Below are 18,956 nucleotides of genomic sequence, written 5' to 3'. Positions count from 1 at the left end.
ATTCGATCAGTGGGCCGCAACGGTGACGCGGCTGTTTTCCGCGACCTGCGTGCCCGAATTGGCGAGCGCCAGTTCGACCTGCGGCATCGCGCGGGCTTCGGCGATCTTCGCGCACTTCTTGGCTTCGGTCATCGCCTTGAGCGACTTGTCACCGCGGACGGTGCAGACATGCTCGGCGGCGCGGCTGACGCGAGCCTTCAGTTCGGTCGCGCCGTCGGCGCTGGCGAGCTGCAGGTCGCCGTAGCGAACATAAGCCTGGGGGGCGGCGACTTCGCCCGCATTCGCCGGGAAAGCGATGGTGGCGGTTGTGGCGACGACGGTGGCGACGAGGGCAACGAACTTGAACATGACCAATCTCCTTTTGGGGATCGAGCCAGCCGGAAGCCTTCGCCCGATCTTTCTTCCTGTGAGCGGCCTCGATCCGTTCGACCGTTGCCGTTGAGGCTCTTCTATGCCTGCCCCCTGGTCCGTTCATGCGTGCTTCGACGAGCAGGCCGTTCGCCTCCACCAACCCGCCGATCGGCCGACGAACGACATGATGCCGTCGACCAACGGCAGGCCGGGTAGTCTGTGGGCGTGACGGAACCGCGTCAGGCCCGCTACGTTCGCGTGAAAAGCCCGAATCCTGCTTGCTCCGGAGACGAATCATGTCCGCCCGCCCATTCGCCCTCACCCTCGCAATGCTCCTCGCGCCCGCCGTCGCGCAGGCCGCGCCCCTCCCGTTCAAGGTCGAGGTGAAGGCCGATCTGGCCGAACCCTGGGCGATGACCTTCCTGCCCGACGGGCGGATGCTGGTGACGGAGAAAGCGGGCGAGCTGCTGGTCCTCGACGGCAATGGCAAACTGGCGGGCAAGATCGCGGGCGTGCCGAAGGTCGCCTATGGCGGCCAGGGTGGATTGGGTGACGTCATCCTCCATCCCGGCTTTGCGAAGAACGGCATCATCTATCTGAGCTATGCCGAGGCCGGATCGGGCGACACGGCGGGCACCGCGGTCGCGCGCGCAAGGCTGATGCTCGGCAAGGCGGGCGGGAGCCTGCAGGGCCTCAAGGTGATCTGGCGACAGAGCCCGAAGGTGAGCGGGCGCGGCCATTATGCAGGCCGCATGGCCTTCGCCCCCGACGGGCATCTGTTCATCAGCTCGGGCGAGCGACAGAAGTTCACACCCGCGCAGGACATGGCGCAGAATCTGGGCAAGGTGATCCGCCTGACCGATGCCGGCGCGGTGCCGGCCGACAATCCCTTCGCAAAGCAGGGCGGCGTCGCCGCGCAGATCTGGTCGTTCGGCCATCGCAACCCGCTGGGCATCGCGTTCGACGCCGACGGGCGGCTGTGGGAACAGGAGATGGGGCCGCAAGGCGGCGATGAGGTCAACCTGATCCTCAAGGGCCGCAACTATGGTTGGCCGATCGTGTCCAACGGCAGCCATTATGACGGGCGCGACATTCCCGATCACCCCACCCGCCCCGAATTCGAAGCGCCCAAGGTCTGGTGGAACCCGGTCATCTCGCCCGGCGGGCTGATGATCTATTCGGGCGCGATGTTCCCGGCGTGGAAGGGCAGCGCGTTCATCGGCGGGCTTTCCAGCCAGTCGCTGGTCCGCGTCGCGTTGAAGGGCGACAGCGCCGCCAAGGCCGACCAGTGGGATATGGGCGCGCGCATCCGCGAAGTCGAACAGGGACCGGACGGCGCGATCTGGCTGCTCGAAGATGGCGGGCGCGGATCGTCGGGCCGTCTGCTGCGCCTCACGCCTTCTTGATCCTGCCAGCCTGATCCCACGCTGGCGGAAAAGCGCAAGCGAGTCGGTCGGGCGACAGCCGCCCCCGTTGCACCTTCGCCTCCCCCCGGTCAGACATGGCGTCCGCCCGGAGAGCGGGCTCGATACAGGAGGATGGATTGGCCGAAGGTCTGGCAGGCGGCACCGCCGTCGTCACGGGTGCTGCGGGCGGCATCGGGCTGGGGATCGCCCGCGCGGCGGCCGATGCCGGCATGTCGCTGGTGATCGCCGATATCGCGGCGGACCGGCTTGCCGCGGTTGAGAAAGAATTCCGAGATCGCGGCATCGACGTGCTCGCGATCGTCACCAACACGGCGGACGCCGCCTCGGTCGAGCGGATGGCCGCACAGGCGATCGAGCGTTTCGGCGCGCCCCGGCTGCTCGTCAACAATGCGGGTGTCGAGATGATGGGCGACATCTGGGAACTGCCCGCCGAACAGTGGCAGCGGATCATCGACATCAACGTCCTCGGCCCGGTTCACGGCGTGCGCGCCTTCGCGCCTGCGATGATCGCGGCGGGCACGCCATCCTATATCGCCAACATCACCTCGATCGGCGGCCTCGGCATGTCGGGCGGGCAGGCGCCCTATATCGTCAGCAAGCATGCCCTGCTGTCGTTCACCGAATGCCTTTATCTGGAGCTGGCCGAGGCCGCGCCGCATATCAAGGTGTCGGCGGTGCTGCCCGGCCCGGTCGCCACGCGCATCTTCACCGATGCCGTCGCGCTGACCGAGAAAGCGCATATCGCGCAGGCGCACGATCAGATGGAGGCCGTGCTGGCGCAGGGCATGTCGGGCGACGATGCCGGGCGCAAGATCGTCGATCAGATCGTCGAGGGCCGCTTCTGGATCTCGCCGCATCCCGAAATGATGGAAGGCGCCGCCCAGTCGCGCGCGGCCTATCTGGCCGGACTCCACACCCCGGCGCAGCGCGTGCGGCCGAGCTACCAGAGCAAATAACCTGCCCTTATGGACGCACCCCGACGTCAAAACGTCGGGGCTGTGACGCCCTGCTTTTAGAAGCCGTCGCTGGCGATTGCGGCGCCGATGGCAAGGCCCGCAATCCCGGCGATCAACGCGCCGTCATTGCCATAGCCATAACGGTAGCGCGGATAGCCGTAGCCGACGCCATATCCGTAGCCATACCGCGGATATCCGTAATAGCCGTAGCCACGCGGGGCATAGCCATAATAGCCGCGCGGCCCGCGATAGCCGCCATAGCCGTAGCGATTGCCGCGCCAGCCGCGGTCCCCGCGCCAATATCGATCGCCACCACGCCAGCTGCGATCGCCGCCGCGCCAGCCCCGATCGCCATAATAGCCGCGATCGTAACGCTGCGCCTCGGCGGGAACCGCCGCGACCATCGCGCCACCGATCGCAAGCGCGGCGACCATTGCCTTGATCTTGCTCATCATACGCTCCTTACAGGGTCGATCCTCGACGGAATCGGCCGAAACGACGGTTTACATCGTCCAAGCTGAACCGCGCGGGAACAGCGTGTTCAGGTAACGCACGAAGCGCGAAATCCCTCCCTGCACATATGCGCAGGGAGGGAGAGAGGTCAGAACTTGTACGCGACCGTCCCGCCGAACCAGCGCGGCTTGTCATAAGCAAACTGGTCGGTGCCGCCGAAGGTCAGCAGCGTGGCGAAATAGCGTTCGTTGAACAGGTTCTTGCCGAACACCGACAGGCGCCAATGCTCGTCCGGGGTCGTCCAGCTGATCGACCCGTTGGCCAGCGCATAGCCCGGCGCCGCCACGCGGTTGAGCACATCGACATACCAGCGGCTCGTCAGATAGACCGAGGCATCGACGTCGAGCTTACCGCCCGCCAGTTCGGTATTGTAATTGGCGGCGATATTGCCCGTCCAATGCGGTGCGCGCGGCAGATCCTTGCCCGAAACATCGGCCGGAACCGTCACGTTGCCGCTCATCGGCGGCACGGCCGGATTCGGCGTGGTAATTGCGGCGCCGGGGAAGTCGGTGATCTTGGTGCGAAGCTTCGCGACGCTCGCCGACATGCGGAAACGGGGCGAGAACTTAACCTCAAGGCTCGCTTCGGCGCCATCGATCTTCGCCTTGCCGGCATTTTGCAGGAAGCTGACCGTCACGCCGTTGAGCGTGCCGAACTGCGTCACCTGCAGGTTGGTGTAATTGTAGTGGAAGGCGGCCGCGTTGAAGCGGACGTTCGATCCGAGGTTGGTCTTGATACCCGCCTCGAACGCCTCGATCTTCTCCGGATCGGCCGGGACAAGTGCGCCAGTGCGGGTGAGCGGGTTGTAGGTGCCGCTCTTGAAGCCGCGCGAATAGGACGCATAGACGTTGCTGTTGCGCGAGAATTCGTAGCGGGCGACCGCGCGCGGCGACAGATTGTTGAACGTGGTGCTGCTGCCCGCGCGGTTCTGGTTCGGATCGCTTGCCGGCGGAATGTAGAGCGCGATCTTCTTGTCCCGCGTGTAGCGCGCGCCACCCGTCAGGAAGAGGTGATCGACGACCTCATACGTGCCTTCGACGAAGCCCGAGATCGATCGGGTCTTCTGACTGTCGATCGTCATATTGCCGTTGGTGTTCTGCGGATCCTGCGCGGCATAGGCCTGCAGCGCGTTGCCGCCGACCATCCACTTGAACCGGCCCTCGCCATTGCTGGTCAGCAGCAGATCCTGATAGGTCGAATGGCCGACCCAGTTGATCGTGATCCGCGTGACGTTCAGCGGCGAATAATCGAAATCCTGCGCATAATCATTGTCGGTGTTCTGATAGGCCGCGACGCCGGTGAGCGTGGCGAAGCCCAGATCGACCGACATATGCCCGTCGATCATATATTGCTTCACGCGCAGGAACGGCTTGAAGTCGAGCGCGGTCTGGAAATCGCCGGTCGGGATCACCGTGCTAAGCGGCAGGTTCAGCGGGTTGCGCGCGGGGTTGTTGACCAGCGTGCGCACGTTGCTGTTGCCGTTGAGCGGATGGGTGGCGAAGGTCGTATCGTCCTTGGTGTAGCTGTAGAAGCCGCCCAGTTGGAACTCGACGCCCTCGGACGGCTCGAACAGCATCTTGCCGCGCAGTGCGCCGATCTTGCGCTTGCCCATGTCGACGTTGCGGAAGATGTCGCGGATATAGCCGCCATTATCCTCGGCCACGCCCGACAGGCTCACCGCCAGTTTATCCTCGACGATCGGGCCGGAGATATAGGCGGTGCCGTGGAGATAATCGAAGCGGCCGTAGCTGATCGATCCTTCGCCCTCGGTCTTGAAGCTGGGTTTCTTGGTGACGATGTTGACCGCGCCGCCGGTCGCGTTGCGCCCGAACAGCGTGACCTGCGGCCCCTTGAGCAATTCGACCCGCTCGACATTGGCGAGTTCATAGACCGCGCCGAACGAGTCGGGCTGATAGACGCCGTCGAAATAGGTCGCGACGTTGGGTTCATCGCCCGCCGCGAAGTTGCGCGTGCCGATGCCGCGCACGGTCGGCTGGTTGGTGCTGGTGGTGCGCGCCCAGACGAAGCCGGGGGTCGCGGCGGTCAGATCCTGGACCGCGCTGATCCCCGCACTCGTCAACTGCTGTTGCGTCAGCGCGGCGACCGAGATCGGCACATTCTGAAGATTTTCGGACCGGCGCTGCGCGGTGACGACGATCTCGCCGATGCCGCTGTCATCGACGGCGTCCGCCTGCGCGGCGGGTGCCGGGGTTGCGGTCTGCGCGAATGCGATGCCAGGCACCATTGCAGCGCCCAGCAACAGGACATGCCTGAAGCCCATCAGTTCCTCCCTTATTTGACCTTATTATAGGCGATAGAGTTACCCCTTTCGCCCTTCCGGAACTACATCAAATGATGGCAAGTCATCTATCGCCATTTGGTAAGGGTCGGCCATGCGCAAACTGACACCGGACGCCGCGCTAGCGATCACAGAGCTTCAGCAGATGCTCTACGACCTGGGCTATGAGATCGACGCGAATACCGGCCGCGCGATCGCCGATTATTACTGCGCCGACGGCGCGTTCGTGGTCGGCGAGCATCGCTATCAGGGGCATGCGCAACTCGAGGCCTTCTACGCGGCCGAGCGCGATCGGATCGCGACGACCCTGCAGGATGGCGAGCGCCAGCTGCTCCATGCCTTCGTCAATCCGCGCATCTTCGTCCATGACGAGGGCCGCGCGACGATCAAGTGCTTCAACCTCAATTTCTCGGCGCCCGGCGCCCGCCCCATCGCGGGGCCGATCGCGCCCAATCTGCTGGTCGAATGTCGTCTGGAATGCCGCCGCGAGGCCGACGGTCACTGGCGGATCGCCGAGTTCAGCAGCTCGCCCCAGTTCGTCGCCAAGACGATCGTGCATCACGACGTGACGAAGGGGGACGCGAATGGATGACGCGGCCCGCCTTATCGCCGCCGAACATGCGCGCCGCCGCGCGGTCGAGGCGGACGACGCCGACACGCTCGACGCGATGACGGCTGATGTATTTCATTATGCCCATATCAACGGGCTGGTGGAGGATCGCGCGACCTATCTCGATCGCATCCGCGCCCGCGCCGTCATCACCCATGCGACCGGCGCGTCCGATCTCTCGGTCGAGATGCGGCCGGGCTACGCGCTCCTGAAGGGCGTGTCGTTCATGGAGTTCGAATGGCGCGACGGCAGCGCGAAGGGCCGCGTCGACACCCTGTTCCTGTCGGTATGGGAACCCGCAGGCGACGACTGGAAAATCGTCGCCTACGCATCCACACCCAAGCCCGCTTAGGCGCGCGTCGCCTTGAACGGGGCGTTGCCGAACGGCCCGAGCTTCATCGAACCTTCGATCGTGTCGCCGTCGATGGTCGCGTTGACTTCCAGCGTCATCGCCATCGGGGTCTTGATGTCCATCTTCCAGCTCAGCGCATTGCCGTCGACCTTGCCGTTGGTCAGTTCGACATTGCCCATCGGGCCTTCGCTGTTGCCGGTCAGGCTGCTGCCGTCGCTCTTCAGCACCAGGACGCCCTTCTGCTCGCCCATCGGCGATTTCACCACGCTGTCCCAGCGCCCGTCCACATTGGCCATGTCTATCCCCTACCCTAAGGTCTCTTACGAACGATGCGTGGCCGCGCCACACGCCGCCGAAATAGGCGGCGACACCATCCGTGACAAGGTGTCACAGCAACATCATCGAACGCTATCGATTGTGCGCGAACCGCGCTCAGGGGCAAGTCGAATTGATCGGGCGGAGCCGATAATGCCATTCGATCGCCTTTGCCTGCCCGCCCATCTCGCCTTCGATCCGGGCGTCGAGCCGGTCCGCATCACGCTGGTAGATCACGCGCTGCGGAAAATCATGGCCGCGATTTTCGAAGACGACGCGGCGCTCGCTCAGCTCGATCGCCTTGAATTCGGTCGACGCCTGCCCGGAGGGATCGGCGAAGAAGCTGATCCCATCGCCGCTCGGCGCGATGCGCGAATATTCCCAGCTCGTGCGCTTCACCGACACCGTCTTGCTGGCGCCCAGCATCACGCCGCCGCGCGCATCGCTCCAGCTTTCGGCCGTCTCGCGTCCGGCGGAACATTCGATCCAATATCCCGCCAGCCATGACGGCAGCGGCGATGCGGCGGGGATGGGAGCCAGAACGGACGCAAACATCGCCAGCAGCATCACACCCTCCGTCCAGTCGATCGAGCCTAGACCCTCCGGTAGCGGAAATACCACACCTCATGCCCCTTCTGCCGCGCCTTGGCTTCATAGCGCGTCTCGGGCCAGTCGTCGGGGCGGACGAGGAAGTCGGTCGGGTTCTCGCCCAGCCATTCGAAATCGGGCGAGCGGCCCATCACCATCATCGCCCAGCGCACATAGACCGGATGATCGGTGCCGAAGCGAAACTCGCCGCCCGGCTTCATCTTGCGCGCGATCAGGCCGATCGGGCCGTCGTTCATGAAGCGGCGCTTGGCATGCCGCGCCTTGGGCCACGGATCGGGATGAAGCAGCCAGGCCCGATCGAGCGACGCGTCGGGAAGTCGCTCCAGCACCTCGATCGCGTCGCCCATGTGGATGCGGATGTTCGGAATGGCATCCTCATCCACCTTCATCAGCGCGCCGACGACGCCGTCGAGGAAAGGTTCGCAGCCGATGAAGCCCATTTCGGGCCGCATCTTCGCCTGCCCCGCCATATGCTCGCCGCGCCCGAAGCCGATCTCGATCGCGAGCGGACGATCCGCGCCGAACAGGGTTGCGGCGTCGACCGGACCTTCTTCGGGCACGCTGATCTCGGGCAACAGCCGCTCGACCAGAGCAGCCTGCCCCGCACGCAATTTGTGGCCGGTGCGCCGACCGTAGAGGCGACGGATGGAAAGCGGATCGTTCATGGGCGCGCGCTTTAGGCGGATCGACGTCGGTGCGCGACCCCTAAAGTCAGGCCGCCTCGATCGCCGCGATCACCGCCTTGTTGAACGCAGGAACATCGTCGGGCTTGCGGCTGGTGATGAGGTTGCCGTCGACGACGACCTCCTTGTCGATCACGGTCGCACCCGCATTGCGCAGGTCGGTGCGGATCGAGGGCCAGGCGGTGGCAGTGCGACCGCGCAGGACATCGGCCTCTACGAGCATCCACGGCCCGTGGCAGATCGCGGCGACCGGCTTGCCCGCTTCGTGAAAGGCGCGGACGATGCCGACCGCCGTCTCGTTCATCCGCAGCTTGTCCGGATTGCCGACCCCGCCCGGCAGGATCAGTGCGTCATAATCGGCCGGATCGACATCGCCGATCAGCATGTCGGGCTTGATCGTCTTGCCCGGCTCGTCATGCACTGTGGCCAGGATCGGTTCGGTCGTGTCGGATGCGAGCACGACGGTCGCGCCCGCCTCCAGCAAAGCCTCGCGCGGGCCGAACAGTTCGGATTCCTCGAACCGATCGGTCGCGACGATCAGGACTTTGGCCTTGGCGATGGCGGTCATGGGATGCTCCTTGGAATGAGCGCCCCATAACCGATCATCGCGCGCGGCGTTCCCTTTATTTGATCGGCTTGGCGCCCGGCGTGCCGCACTTTACGAACTTGCCCTTGGCGTCCTTGCACGGCCCCTTGGGCTTGGCGGCTTCCGGGCATTTGACGAACTTGCCCTTCGCATCCTTGCAGGGCGCGGCGAAGGCTGGCGTGGTCAGCAGCGCGAGTGTGGCGAAAGCGGGAATCAGGCGACGCATGGACACTCTCCGAAAACAACAACGGCGCGATGCATAGCACCGCGCCGCGTCGTTCCCGAGTAAGGGAATGTAACTCTGATTAGGCGAGCGCCGCCTTCAGATCGTCGACCAGATCGGTCTTCTCCCAGGGGAAGAAGTCGCCTTCGGGCTTGCGGCCGAAGTGGCCGTAGGCTGCGGTCTTCTGATAGATCGGCTTGTTGAGGCCGAGGTGGGTGCGGATGCCGCGAGGGGTCATGCCGCCCAGCTTCGCGATCTTGCCGATCGCTTCCTCGATCTTGTCGTCGCCGACGGTGCCGGTGCCGTGCGTGTCGACATAGAGCGACAGCGGCTTGGCGACGCCGATGGCGTAAGCGAGCTGGATCGTGCAGCGCTGGGCAAGGCCGGCGGCGACGATGTTCTTCGCCAGATAGCGGGTGATGTACGCCGCCGACCGATCGACCTTGGTCGGATCCTTGCCCGAGAACGCGCCGCCGCCGTGGGGCGAAGCGCCGCCATAGGTGTCGACGATGATCTTGCGGCCGGTGAGGCCCGCGTCGCCGTCCGGCCCGCCAATCTCGAAGCTGCCGGTCGGGTTGATGTGATAGACGGTGTCGGCGCTGAGCAGAGCGGCCGGGATCACCTTGGCGACGACCGACTTCACATAAGCGTGCAGCTCGGCTTCCTTCGCGCCCTCGTCATAGCCCTTGCCATGCTGGGTCGACACGACGATCGCGGTGCAGGCGACGGGCTTGCTGCCTTCGTAACGCAGCGTGACCTGGCTCTTGGCGTCCGGCTCGAGGAAGGCCGCAGCGCCCGAGTGACGGTCAGCGGCCATCACTTCGAGGATCTTGTGGCTGTAATAGAGGGTAGCCGGCATCAGATCGGGCGTATCGTCGGCGGCATAGCCGAACATGATGCCCTGATCGCCCGCGCCCTCGTCCTTGTTGCCCGAAGCATCGACGCCCTGCGCGATGTGCGCCGACTGGCCATGCAGGTTATTTTCGAAGCGGAAGCTTTCCCAGTGGAAGCCTTCCTGTTCGTAACCGATGCGCTTCACGGTCGCGCGGACGGTCTTTTCGATCTCTTCCTGCGCGCCCGGCGCCCAGGCACCGTTTTCATAGACGCCCTTGCAGCGGATTTCGCCGGCGAGGACGACGAGCTGGGTGGTCGTCAGCGTCTCGCACGCGATGCGCGCTTCGGGATCCTTCGACAGGAACAGATCGACGATCGCGTCCGAAATCTGGTCTGCGACCTTGTCGGGATGGCCTTCGGAAACGCTTTCGGAGGTGAAGAGATAGCTGCTGCGCATCGAACTTTCTGTCCTTCAAGTGATAGTCGCGGGCTTAGCCGCAATGCACATATAAAGATATAAAGACTTCCTTATGTGTGCCTTTAGCGCGGCTTCGCGGCCACGGCAAATCCCAACGCGACAAGGAAGAGACCAAAGGCGATGGCGAGCGCATTTCCGCCCCACGCGAAGATCGTCGGCGGATGCGGCCCCGGCAACGTCGTCTTGATCGCGCCCGCCTGATGCCACGGCACGCTGTTGAGCAGCCGTCCGTCGGCGTCGACCACTGCGGAGATCCCGGTGGGGGTGGAGCGGATCACCGGCACCCCCTCCTCCACCGCGCGCAGCCGCGCCTGCGCCAGATGTTGGGGCGGACCCCAGCTGCCGAACCAGGCGTCGTTGGACGGGTTGAACAGGAAATCGGGCCGGTTGTTGCGATCGATCACCTGCCCCGAAAAGATGATCTCGTAACAGATTTGCACGCCCGCCTTGCCATAGCCCGCGATCGGGAAGCTGGCGGGGCCGGCGCCGGGCCAGAATTCTATATCGCCGGGCACGAGCCGCGACAGCCCGATCGCCGACAGGATCGTGCGCGCGGGCAGATATTCGCCATAGGGGACGAGGTGCGCCTTGTCGTAGCGCGCGAGCAATTCGCCCTGCCCGTTCATCGCGAACAGGCTGTTGCGCGCGCCGACAAGGATGCCTTCGCGATCATATTCGAGCGCGTCGCCGCCCAGCAGGACGACATCCTTCGGCCCCAGCAGCGCCGCGATCCGTTCGCGCGCGACCGGCTCCAGCTCCAGATAATCGGCGGTCGCGGCCTCGGGCCACATCAGCAGGCGGGGCGACGCGCCGGGCTTGCCGCTCAGCGAGGCCAGCCGATCGAAATTGAGCTGCTGCAGCTTCGCGTCATATTTCTCGTTCTGGTTGATATTGGGCTGGACGACCACGATCTGCGGCCCGGCCTTCGGCGGCAGCGGGCGCAGCAGGGTCGCCGACAATATCTGGCACAGCATCGCCGCGATCAGTGCGATCGCCACCCGCTTCCACCGCTGATTCTTCGTCCCCGGCAACACCGCCATCAGCCAGATGCCGGCCAGCAGCACCATCCCGCCCGAAAGGCCATAGGTGCCGATCACCCGCGTCAGGCCGACGAAGGCCGGTTCGGCCATTTCCTTGTCGATCAGGATCGCCGAGAGCGGGTTCCACGCAAAGCCGGTGAAGGCGATCGCACGGATATATTCGGTGACGACCCACAGCCCCGCGAACAGCAGGATGAAGGCATAAGGATTGCGCGGGATCGACGGCCCGGCCTCGCGCCGCGACAGCATGTCGGCGGGCACGATCTTCGCTAGCTTGGCGCGCCGATCCTCGTCGGCCTTCGCCGCGGTCCGCGCGCGATGCCAGCCCGGCGTCGCCGCGATGATCCAGGCGCCCGCCAGCGCGAGCATGGGATAGATGCCGATATAGAGCGACAGCGCCACCACCGCGACCCAGCCGAGCCAGACGGGCATCGCATCCTGAAAGGTGAAGGCGGTCGCGATCCAGTTCAGCCCGACCGCGAAATGGCCGATGCCGAACAGCCAGCCCATGCCGATCACGCTGCGCAGCCGCCCCGCCTGCAACGCCATCCACATCAAAGCGGCAAGCGCGAGCAGGGTCAGCGGCCACCAGTTGAGCGGCGCGAATCCCAGCGCGGAACCTGCCCCCAAACCGAGGGCGATCATGTGTTGGGCGATGACCCGTTTCGGGGGAAAGGTGAAAGGTCGCATGGGGCCGATTGAATGAGTGTCGGGCGCACCCATATCCGCGATTGCGTGTCACCGGAAAGGCGGCGCGTCATTCGCCTAAAAATAAGAGCGTCATAAAAATGGTCGAGAGGATCGCTTGACAGCCTGAGGGCTGCCACACATATCGCCGCTAGCACTCAACTTGGGTGAGTGCCAAAAGTTCCAACAACGCCGGCGTGAGGGGCGGTTTTGCCCCGGCGCCGGTTCGTCCATGTCAAGGAAAGGGACGCACATGGGTTTTCGTCCGTTGCACGATCGCGTGCTCGTTCGCCGCGTCGAAGCTGAAGAGAAGACGGCCGGCGGCATCATCATCCCCGACAGCGCCAAGGAAAAGCCCCAGGAGGGCGAAGTGGTCGCGGTTGGCGGCGGCGCCAAGTCGGAAGACGGCAAGGTCACCCCACTCGACGTCAAGGCCGGCGACAAGATCCTGTTCGGCAAGTGGTCGGGCACCGAGGTCAAGATCAACGGTGAAGACCTGCTGATCATGAAGGAAAGCGACATCCTCGGGATCGTCGGCTGATCTTCTTCCAGCCCTAATTCTCTCAATTCCAAACCGAAAGGGTAGCCAACATGGCAGCCAAGGACGTGAAATTCAGCCGCGACGCCCGTGAGCGCATCCTGCGCGGCGTCGACATCCTCGCCGACGCGGTGAAGGTCACGCTGGGGCCGAAGGGCCGCAACGTCGTGATCGACAAGTCGTTCGGCGCCCCGCGCATCACCAAGGACGGCGTCACCGTCGCCAAGGAAATCGAACTTAAGGACAAGTTCGAGAATATGGGCGCGCAGATGATCCGCGAAGTCGCCAGCAAGGCGAACGACGCGGCCGGCGACGGCACCACCACCGCCACCGTTCTGGCGCAGGCGATCGTCCGCGAGGGCATGAAGTCGGTCGCGGCCGGCATGAACCCGATGGATCTGAAGCGCGGCATCGATCAGGCCGTCGCCAAGGTCATCGAAAACCTCAAGGCGCGTTCGAAGCCGGTCGCCGGCACCAAGGAAGTCGCGCAGGTCGGCATCATCTCGGCCAATGGCGACACCGTCGTCGGTGAGAAGATCGCCGAAGCGATGGACCGCGTCGGCAAGGAAGGCGTGATCACGGTCGAGGAAGCCAAGGGTCTCGAGTTCGAACTCGACGTCGTCGAAGGCATGCAGTTCGACCGCGGCTACCTGTCGCCCTACTTCATCACCAACCCCGACAAGATGCTCGTCGAGCTGCAGGATCCGTACATCCTGATCCACGAGAAGAAGCTGTCGTCGCTCCAGGCGATGCTGCCGATCCTCGAGGCGGTCGTGCAGTCGGGTCGCCCGCTGCTGATCATCGCCGAGGACATCGAGGGTGAGGCGCTCGCCACGCTGGTCGTCAACAAGCTGCGCGGCGGCCTGAAGGTCGCGGCCGTCAAGGCGCCGGGCTTCGGCGATCGTCGCAAGGCGATGCTCGAAGACATCGCGATCCTGACCCAGGGCGAGATGATCTCGGAAGACCTCGGCATCAAGCTCGAGAGCGTCACCGTCGGCATGCTCGGCACCGCCAAGCGCGTCACGATCGACAAGGACAACACCACCATCGTCGATGGTGCGGGTTCGGCCGATGCGATCAAGGCCCGCGTCGAAGCGATCCGTCGTCAGATCGAAGCGACCACCAGCGATTACGACCGTGAGAAGCTCCAGGAGCGTCTCGCCAAGCTCGCCGGCGGCGTCGCCGTGATCAAGGTCGGCGGTTCGACCGAAGTCGAGGTCAAGGAGCGCAAGGATCGCGTTGATGACGCGCTGCACGCGACCCGCGCGGCTGTCGAAGAGGGCATCGTCCCCGGCGGCGGCACGGCTCTGCTCTACGCCACCAAGGCTCTCGAAGGCCTGAAGGGCGCGAACGACGATCAGACCCGCGGCATCGACATCATCCGCAAGGCGATCACCGCCCCGGTGCGTCAGATCGCCCAGAATGCCGGCCATGACGGTGCGGTGATCTCGGGCAACCTGCTGCGCGAGAATGACGAGACCAAGGGCTTCAACGCCGCAACCGACACGTACGAGAACCTGGTCTCGGCCGGCGTGATCGACCCGACCAAGGTCGTCCGCACCGCGCTGCAGGACGCAGCCTCGGTCGCCGGTCTCCTCATCACCACCGAAGCCGCCATCTCGGACAGCCCCGAGGACAAGCCGGCAATGGGCGGCATGCCCGGCGGCATGGGTGGTATGGGCGGCATGGGCGGCATGGACTTCTAATTCAGAAGTCCGTTCGACCAGTCGAACGACACAGGAAAGGCCCCGCGGAGCGATCCGCGGGGCCTTTCTTTTTCGGGACTATTGTCCCGCTTTCGCTAATCGGACGCCGCAGCCCGATAAGTGACATTCGCCCCAGTGCTGCTATAGTCCCCTCATACAGCAAGGGGGAAACATGGCGGGCAAGGGCGGTTCGGACGCGAAGAACGGTGCTGCGGAACGGCTGCTTCACGCGCTGGCGGCGGAATTCCCCACGCTGCACGATCGCGAATCCCTCCTCGCCAGCCCCGAATTCCTCGCGCGCTTTGGCAAGGGCGACGGCACCCCGCTGGAGGATGGCGAACAGCGGTCCGCGACCAAGGCGCTCAACCGGCTGATCGCCGATGGCGGGGTGGCCGAGGTGCTGTGGCCGCGCGGCCATTCGTCCAAGGTGCAATTGCCCGAACAGGGGCTGATCGCCGTATCGGTCAACCTCGGCACGCTGCGCGAGGAACGGCTCGCCTGGGAAGTCAGCCGCGAGGGGCCGGAGCCGAGCCAGGAGCGGATCGTTCAGGAGGTCATCGCCCGATCGCGCACCTGGATCGCCGACAATCTGGAAAACGGCCAACTGCCGATCCTGCTGACCAACGCCAGCATCATTCACGGATCGAACGCCTTCGATATCCTGATCACGGCATCCTACCGCAATCCCTATGCGCTGCTGCGCTATACCCGCGAAGTGGTTCAGATCATCAACCACGTCGCGGGCACGCACACCATGCTGGTCGCCCAGAGCTACGGCTTTCCGGATTTCTCGCTGACTTAAACCGCCTCCAGCGCCTGTTCGAAGTCGGCGATCAGATCGTCGGCATCCTCGACGCCTATCGAGATGCGGACCAGATTGTCGCCGATATCGAGCGCCTTTTTGCGCTCATCGGGCACCGACAGATGCGTCATCCCCGCCGGATGGCTCGCCAGCGTCTCGGTGCCGCCCAGTGACACGGCGAGCTTCGCGATCTTGAGCGCATCGAGGAAGGCGAACGCCTCCGCCTCCCCGCCCTTCAGATAGAGCGAGAAGGTCGATCCCGCCCCCGTGCAGTGGCGCTGGTAGATGTCGGCCTGCCGCGTCCCTTCCTTGAGGAAACCGAGATAGGCGATCCGCTCCACCTTGGGATGATCGCGCAGATAGGCGCAGACCTTCGCCGCATTCTCGCCCGCGCGGCTCATGCGCAGTTCCAGCGTCTCTAGCGAGCGCAGCAGCATCCATGCGGTGTGCGGATCGGTGATCGTGCCGATCGTGTTGCGCATCGCGCGCACCTGATCGATCAGCGCCTTCGCGCCCACCGCGCCGCCCGCAACCAGATCCGAATGGCCGCCCGCATATTTGGTGAGGCTGTAGAGGACGAGGTCCGCGCCGTGCCGCAGCGGCTTCTGCCACAAAGGCCCGAGGAAGGTGTTGTCGATCACGACCGGCGGCTTCTTGTCCGCACCACCGAAGGCCGCATCGCGCGCGGCGCTCACCGCCTCGACATCAACCAATGCGTTGGTGGGATTGGCGGGGCTTTCGAGGTAGATCATCGCGACCCGGCCCTTGGCCTTGGCCTGCGCGATCACCGCGTCGATCTCCTCGCGCGTCGCACCCGCCGGGAAATCGAGCCACTGCACCCCGAAGCGGCCGAGGATCTTGCCGATCAGCCCCTCGGTCGCGGCATAGAGCGGCGCGGAGTGGACGATCACGTCGCCCGGCTCGACCATTGCCAGCATCACCGTCGCGATCGCCGACATGCCCGACGAGAAGGTCAGCGCCGCCTCGGCATCCTCCCAGATCGCCAGCCGCTCCTCGAGAATCTCCTGATCCGGCCCGTTGAAGCGCGAATAGACGAGCCCCTCGGCACCGCCGGGCCTCTTGCCGGTGACGCCCTCGAAATGGCGTTTGCCGGCGGCTGCATTTTCGAACACGAAGGTCGACGTCAGGAAGATCGGGGGTTTGAGCGATCCTTCGGACAACATCGGATCATAGCCATGCCCCATCATCAGCGTGGCGGGCTTGAGCCTGCGCCCGCCCACTTCGCGCACCCCCGGCTTCGGGCGGCGGCGCTGGGTCGTGCCGGTCAGTTCGGCTTCATTCTTCTTGTCGTCATTCGACATCGCATCTCTCCGTGGGGATCATGCCCCTAACTCGTGATGCGATGTGTATATCCTCGGTTCGTGGATTGGAGGAGTGCCGCGCCTATGCGCGCGCCTGATCCGGCAAACGCTTCACCAGCCAATCGACGATCATCGCGCCTTCCGCATGGTCGAGTCCCGGCATCACGCCCACGGTGCGCGCGCCATAGCTGAACTGCACCGAACCGGACGATGAAGAGAAGACGGGCATCTGCGCCGCCTGCCCACTTTCCTCCCCCTGCGCGGGCGGCGGAGCGATTCTCAGATGCCGGATCTGCGCGACATCATATCGCTTCGTTCTGGAGCATAGCGGCATCGACCAATGATAGACGAGCGCACCCTCTTCGACGCCCAGAATACAGCGCCCCGCGACCTGCCACAGCAGCCACGCCCCGGCGAAAACCCAACCCACGGCCCATCCGACCAGCCACGCAGCAGCGAACAGAGGGTTGTCGCCCAGGAACATATCGGCCAGCACCACGACGCCGCCGGCGCTCCACATGCAGAACCACGCCGCAATGAACAGGATGCCGCCCCATTGACGCGGTGCGTGAGCGTGAAGCCATTCTTTCCCGTCCGCGCGCTCGACCGTGAAGCGCGCGCCGGGAACCGGCTCAAGCGAAGCGAAGTTCTGCATGCCAGCTTCCTTGCCCAACGGAAGCTAACATAACGTTATCTCGTCAGTCCTCCACCACCGGTAGCATCACCGAACTGGCGGTCGCGCCGCCGGTGAACACGCTCTGGGTCGCCTTCTTGTAGTCGCCCGGCTTCGCGAAGAAGATGTTCTTCACATAGGTCTGCGGGTTGCGGTCGTAGAGCGGGAACCAGCTCGACTGGACCTGCACCATGATGCGGTGGCCGGGCAGGAAGGCGTGATTCACCGTCGGCAGCTCGAACTTGTAATTTTCGACCTGGCCGGGTTTCAGCGCATGCGGCTTATCGAACCCGTCGACATAGCGGCCTCGGAAAATCTCCATGCCCACGCCCAGCTGGAAACCGGCCAGCTTGGGATCGGACGTATATTCCTCCGGATAGACGTCGATCAGCTTGACCACCCAGTCGCTGTCGGTGCCCGTGGTCGCCGCATAGAGATCGACCTTCGGCCGCCCGCGAATATGGACCGCCTTGGTCAGCGGCTCGGTGACGTAGGTCAGCACATCGGGACGGCTGTCGGCGAAGCGCTGGTCGCTGACGAGCCACGGCTTCCACTGATCGGCATCGCCCCAGTGAACCGGGCGCGGCACGAACGGCACCGGCTTGGCCGGATCGGACAGATAGGTGTCGCGATCGGCCTTCGCCGCCTTCTCCCAGCCGAGGCCGAAGCCCGATTCCAGATAAAGCGGCTTGAGCGGCGCATCGAGGATGTCCGCCGTCCCCTGCCATTTATCGAGGCCGGTCGCGTAGGTGTAGGCGGCGGGCACATCGAACTTCGCCGCGCCGGGCTTCAGATACTGGTCGAGCCACGGCTTCATCACGTCGCGGCGGAACTGGAGCGCGGTATCGCCCGCGAAGCGCAGCGCGCCCAGCGACGACCCGTCATAATTCACCCCCGAATGCCGCCACGGCCCGACGACGAGATGCAGGTTACCGCCTGTGTCCTTGCCCTTGAGCGCGCGGAACACGGCCGCCGCGCCATAGCTGTCCTCCTGATCCCATTGCCCGACGACCAGCGTCATCGGCACGGTGAAGGGCCGGGCGCCGAGCAGCTTGTCGACCGCCTGCCCCTTCCAGAAATCGTCATAGGCCGGATGCTCCTGCATCTTCCGGCTCTGCGGCAGCTTATCGAGGCCATAGGCTTTCACATAATCGCCGGCCGATCCCGCCTTGAGCCACAGCGCATATTGATCGCCGGTGCCCGACGCGACGTCGTCGCCATCGCCCTTCTGCGCCATTTGCGACACGAAATAGTCGTAGCCGGCCTGGCGATAGGCGCCGTTGTGGAACCAGTCGTCGCCCATCCAGCCGTCGACCATCGGCGACATCGGCACCACGGCCTTGAGCGCCGGATGCGGATCGATCGTCGCCATCAGCGTGGTGAAGCCGGGATAGGACGATCCCGTCATCGCGACGCGCCCGTTCGTTTCGGGCACATTCTTCACCAGCCAGTCGATCGTGTCATAGGCGTCGGTGGCATGATCGGTATCGGTGGCGTTGAGCGGACCGCGCAGCGGCCGGTTCATCACATAGTCGCCCTCGGATCCGTTGCGCCCGCGCACATCCTCATAGACGCGGATATAGTTGTCGTTGATGAACTCGGCGTCGGAGATCGGCACGATCTCCTCGATCTTCTGGCTCGCATTGCGGCTCGTCGCCTTGGCGGCGTTATAGGGGGTGCGCGTCAGCAGGATCGGCGCGGCGCTCGTGCCTTTGCGCATCACGATGACGGCGAACATCTTCTTGCCGTCGCGCATCGGGATCATCACCTCGCGCCGGATATAATCGGCCTGCGGGGTGGTCGCCTCGAAGCTCGACGGAATGTCGACCTCCATCGGGGGCGTAAGCTTTTCCGCCGTTTGGGCGATCGCGGCGGTTGATGCGGTGATCGAGAGAAACAGCAACGCGCGCGACAATTTCATTCGTCTGCCTTTCTGAAAATTTCACCCTTTC

General features: G+C 64.6%; 20 protein-coding genes. 7 read left to right on the top strand and 13 right to left on the bottom strand.

Annotated elements, in window-relative coordinates; all coding sequences use genetic code 11:
- Nucleotides 1-6: 6 nt before the first annotated feature.
- Nucleotides 7-348 (bottom strand): UrcA family protein, encoded by a 342-nt coding sequence (locus EOD43_RS16225; RefSeq protein WP_127745082.1) that lies wholly within the window; start codon nt 346-348, stop codon nt 7-9.
- Between the two features lie 299 nt (nt 349-647).
- On the opposite strand from EOD43_RS16225, the gene EOD43_RS16220 reads away from it, so the two are divergent.
- Nucleotides 648-1,757 (top strand): PQQ-dependent sugar dehydrogenase, encoded by a 1,110-nt coding sequence (locus EOD43_RS16220; protein WP_127745081.1) that lies wholly within the window; start codon nt 648-650, stop codon nt 1,755-1,757.
- 137 nt (nt 1,758-1,894) lie between these two features.
- Nucleotides 1,895-2,734, top strand: a complete 840-nt coding sequence (locus EOD43_RS16215; protein ID WP_164857276.1) for an SDR family NAD(P)-dependent oxidoreductase — start codon at nt 1,895-1,897, stop codon at nt 2,732-2,734.
- Nucleotides 2,735-2,790: 56 nt separating this feature from the next.
- On the opposite strand, the gene EOD43_RS16210 is transcribed toward EOD43_RS16215, so the two are convergent.
- Nucleotides 2,791-3,186: a hypothetical protein gene (locus EOD43_RS16210; RefSeq protein WP_240653268.1), complete on the bottom strand. Its 396-nt coding sequence runs from the start codon at nt 3,184-3,186 to the stop codon at nt 2,791-2,793.
- Nucleotides 3,187-3,335: 149 nt separating this feature from the next.
- Nucleotides 3,336-5,528, bottom strand: a complete 2,193-nt coding sequence (locus tag EOD43_RS16205) for a TonB-dependent receptor (RefSeq protein WP_127745078.1) — start codon at nt 5,526-5,528, stop codon at nt 3,336-3,338.
- A gap of 112 nt (nt 5,529-5,640) precedes the next feature.
- Here EOD43_RS16205 and EOD43_RS16200 point away from each other — a divergent pair, with 112 nt between their 5' ends.
- Together EOD43_RS16200 and EOD43_RS16195 are read left to right on the top strand one after the other, a co-directional pair.
- Nucleotides 5,641-6,138, top strand: coding sequence for a nuclear transport factor 2 family protein (locus tag EOD43_RS16200; RefSeq protein WP_127745077.1), 498 nt, complete (start codon nt 5,641-5,643; stop codon nt 6,136-6,138).
- On the top strand, nt 6,131-6,508 hold the full coding sequence (locus EOD43_RS16195) for a nuclear transport factor 2 family protein (RefSeq protein ID WP_127745076.1): 378 nt from the start codon (nt 6,131-6,133) through the stop codon (nt 6,506-6,508). The genes EOD43_RS16200 and EOD43_RS16195 overlap by 8 nt, the downstream gene beginning before the upstream one ends.
- Here the strand turns inward: EOD43_RS16195 and EOD43_RS16190 are convergent.
- From EOD43_RS16190 to lnt, 7 genes are all read right to left on the bottom strand, one after another.
- Nucleotides 6,505-6,804, bottom strand: coding sequence for a hypothetical protein (locus EOD43_RS16190; RefSeq protein ID WP_127745075.1), 300 nt, complete (start codon nt 6,802-6,804; stop codon nt 6,505-6,507). The genes EOD43_RS16195 and EOD43_RS16190 overlap by 4 nt on opposite strands.
- A 136-nt stretch (nt 6,805-6,940) precedes the next feature.
- Nucleotides 6,941-7,390: a DUF6265 family protein gene (locus tag EOD43_RS16185; RefSeq protein WP_127745074.1), complete on the bottom strand. Its 450-nt coding sequence runs from the start codon at nt 7,388-7,390 to the stop codon at nt 6,941-6,943.
- A 26-nt stretch (nt 7,391-7,416) separates the two neighbouring features.
- A complete protein-coding gene (gene trmB, locus EOD43_RS16180; protein ID WP_127745073.1) occupies nt 7,417-8,097 on the bottom strand; it encodes a tRNA (guanosine(46)-N7)-methyltransferase TrmB in 681 nt (226 codons plus the stop codon).
- Nucleotides 8,098-8,143: 46 nt separating this feature from the next.
- The gene (locus tag EOD43_RS16175) at nt 8,144-8,683 is read right to left on the bottom strand and encodes a type 1 glutamine amidotransferase domain-containing protein (RefSeq protein WP_127745072.1); all 540 of its coding nucleotides are present in this window, start codon (nt 8,681-8,683) and stop codon (nt 8,144-8,146) included.
- Nucleotides 8,684-8,738: 55 nt separating this feature from the next.
- Nucleotides 8,739-8,927, bottom strand: a complete 189-nt coding sequence (locus tag EOD43_RS16170; RefSeq protein WP_127745071.1) for a hypothetical protein — start codon at nt 8,925-8,927, stop codon at nt 8,739-8,741.
- A gap of 79 nt (nt 8,928-9,006) precedes the next feature.
- Nucleotides 9,007-10,215 (bottom strand): methionine adenosyltransferase, encoded by a 1,209-nt coding sequence (metK, locus tag EOD43_RS16165; RefSeq protein ID WP_127745070.1) that lies wholly within the window; start codon nt 10,213-10,215, stop codon nt 9,007-9,009.
- 83 nt (nt 10,216-10,298) lie between these two features.
- Entirely contained in the window at nt 10,299-11,921 is a 1,623-nt protein-coding gene (lnt, locus tag EOD43_RS16160; RefSeq protein ID WP_240653267.1) for an apolipoprotein N-acyltransferase, read from the bottom strand.
- Nucleotides 11,922-12,216: 295 nt separating this feature from the next.
- Here lnt and groES point away from each other — a divergent pair, with 295 nt between their 5' ends.
- From groES to EOD43_RS16145, 3 genes are all read left to right on the top strand, one after another.
- Nucleotides 12,217-12,504: a co-chaperone GroES gene (groES, locus tag EOD43_RS16155; protein WP_127745068.1), complete on the top strand. Its 288-nt coding sequence runs from the start codon at nt 12,217-12,219 to the stop codon at nt 12,502-12,504.
- Between the two features lie 50 nt (nt 12,505-12,554).
- Nucleotides 12,555-14,207 (top strand): chaperonin GroEL, encoded by a 1,653-nt coding sequence (groL, locus tag EOD43_RS16150; RefSeq protein WP_127745067.1) that lies wholly within the window; start codon nt 12,555-12,557, stop codon nt 14,205-14,207.
- A gap of 172 nt (nt 14,208-14,379) precedes the next feature.
- Entirely contained in the window at nt 14,380-15,009 is a 630-nt protein-coding gene (locus EOD43_RS16145) for a hypothetical protein (RefSeq protein ID WP_240653266.1), read from the top strand.
- Here the strand turns inward: EOD43_RS16145 and EOD43_RS16140 are convergent.
- From EOD43_RS16140 to EOD43_RS16130, 3 genes are all read right to left on the bottom strand, one after another.
- Entirely contained in the window at nt 15,006-16,331 is a 1,326-nt protein-coding gene (locus EOD43_RS16140) for a cystathionine gamma-synthase family protein (protein WP_127745066.1), read from the bottom strand. The genes EOD43_RS16145 and EOD43_RS16140 overlap by 4 nt on opposite strands.
- 82 nt (nt 16,332-16,413) lie before the next feature.
- Nucleotides 16,414-16,986 (bottom strand): hypothetical protein, encoded by a 573-nt coding sequence (locus EOD43_RS16135; RefSeq protein WP_127745065.1) that lies wholly within the window; start codon nt 16,984-16,986, stop codon nt 16,414-16,416.
- Between the two features lie 43 nt (nt 16,987-17,029).
- On the bottom strand, nt 17,030-18,925 hold the full coding sequence (locus tag EOD43_RS16130; RefSeq protein WP_127745064.1) for a CocE/NonD family hydrolase: 1,896 nt from the start codon (nt 18,923-18,925) through the stop codon (nt 17,030-17,032).
- Nucleotides 18,926-18,956 lie beyond the last annotated feature (31 nt).

The sequence above is a fragment of the Sphingomonas crocodyli genome (genome assembly GCF_004005865.1).
Classification (GTDB): domain Bacteria; phylum Pseudomonadota; class Alphaproteobacteria; order Sphingomonadales; family Sphingomonadaceae; genus Rhizorhabdus; species Rhizorhabdus crocodyli.
Note: the sequence above shows the minus strand (reverse complement) of the source record. Positions and strands in the feature narration are given on the sequence as shown.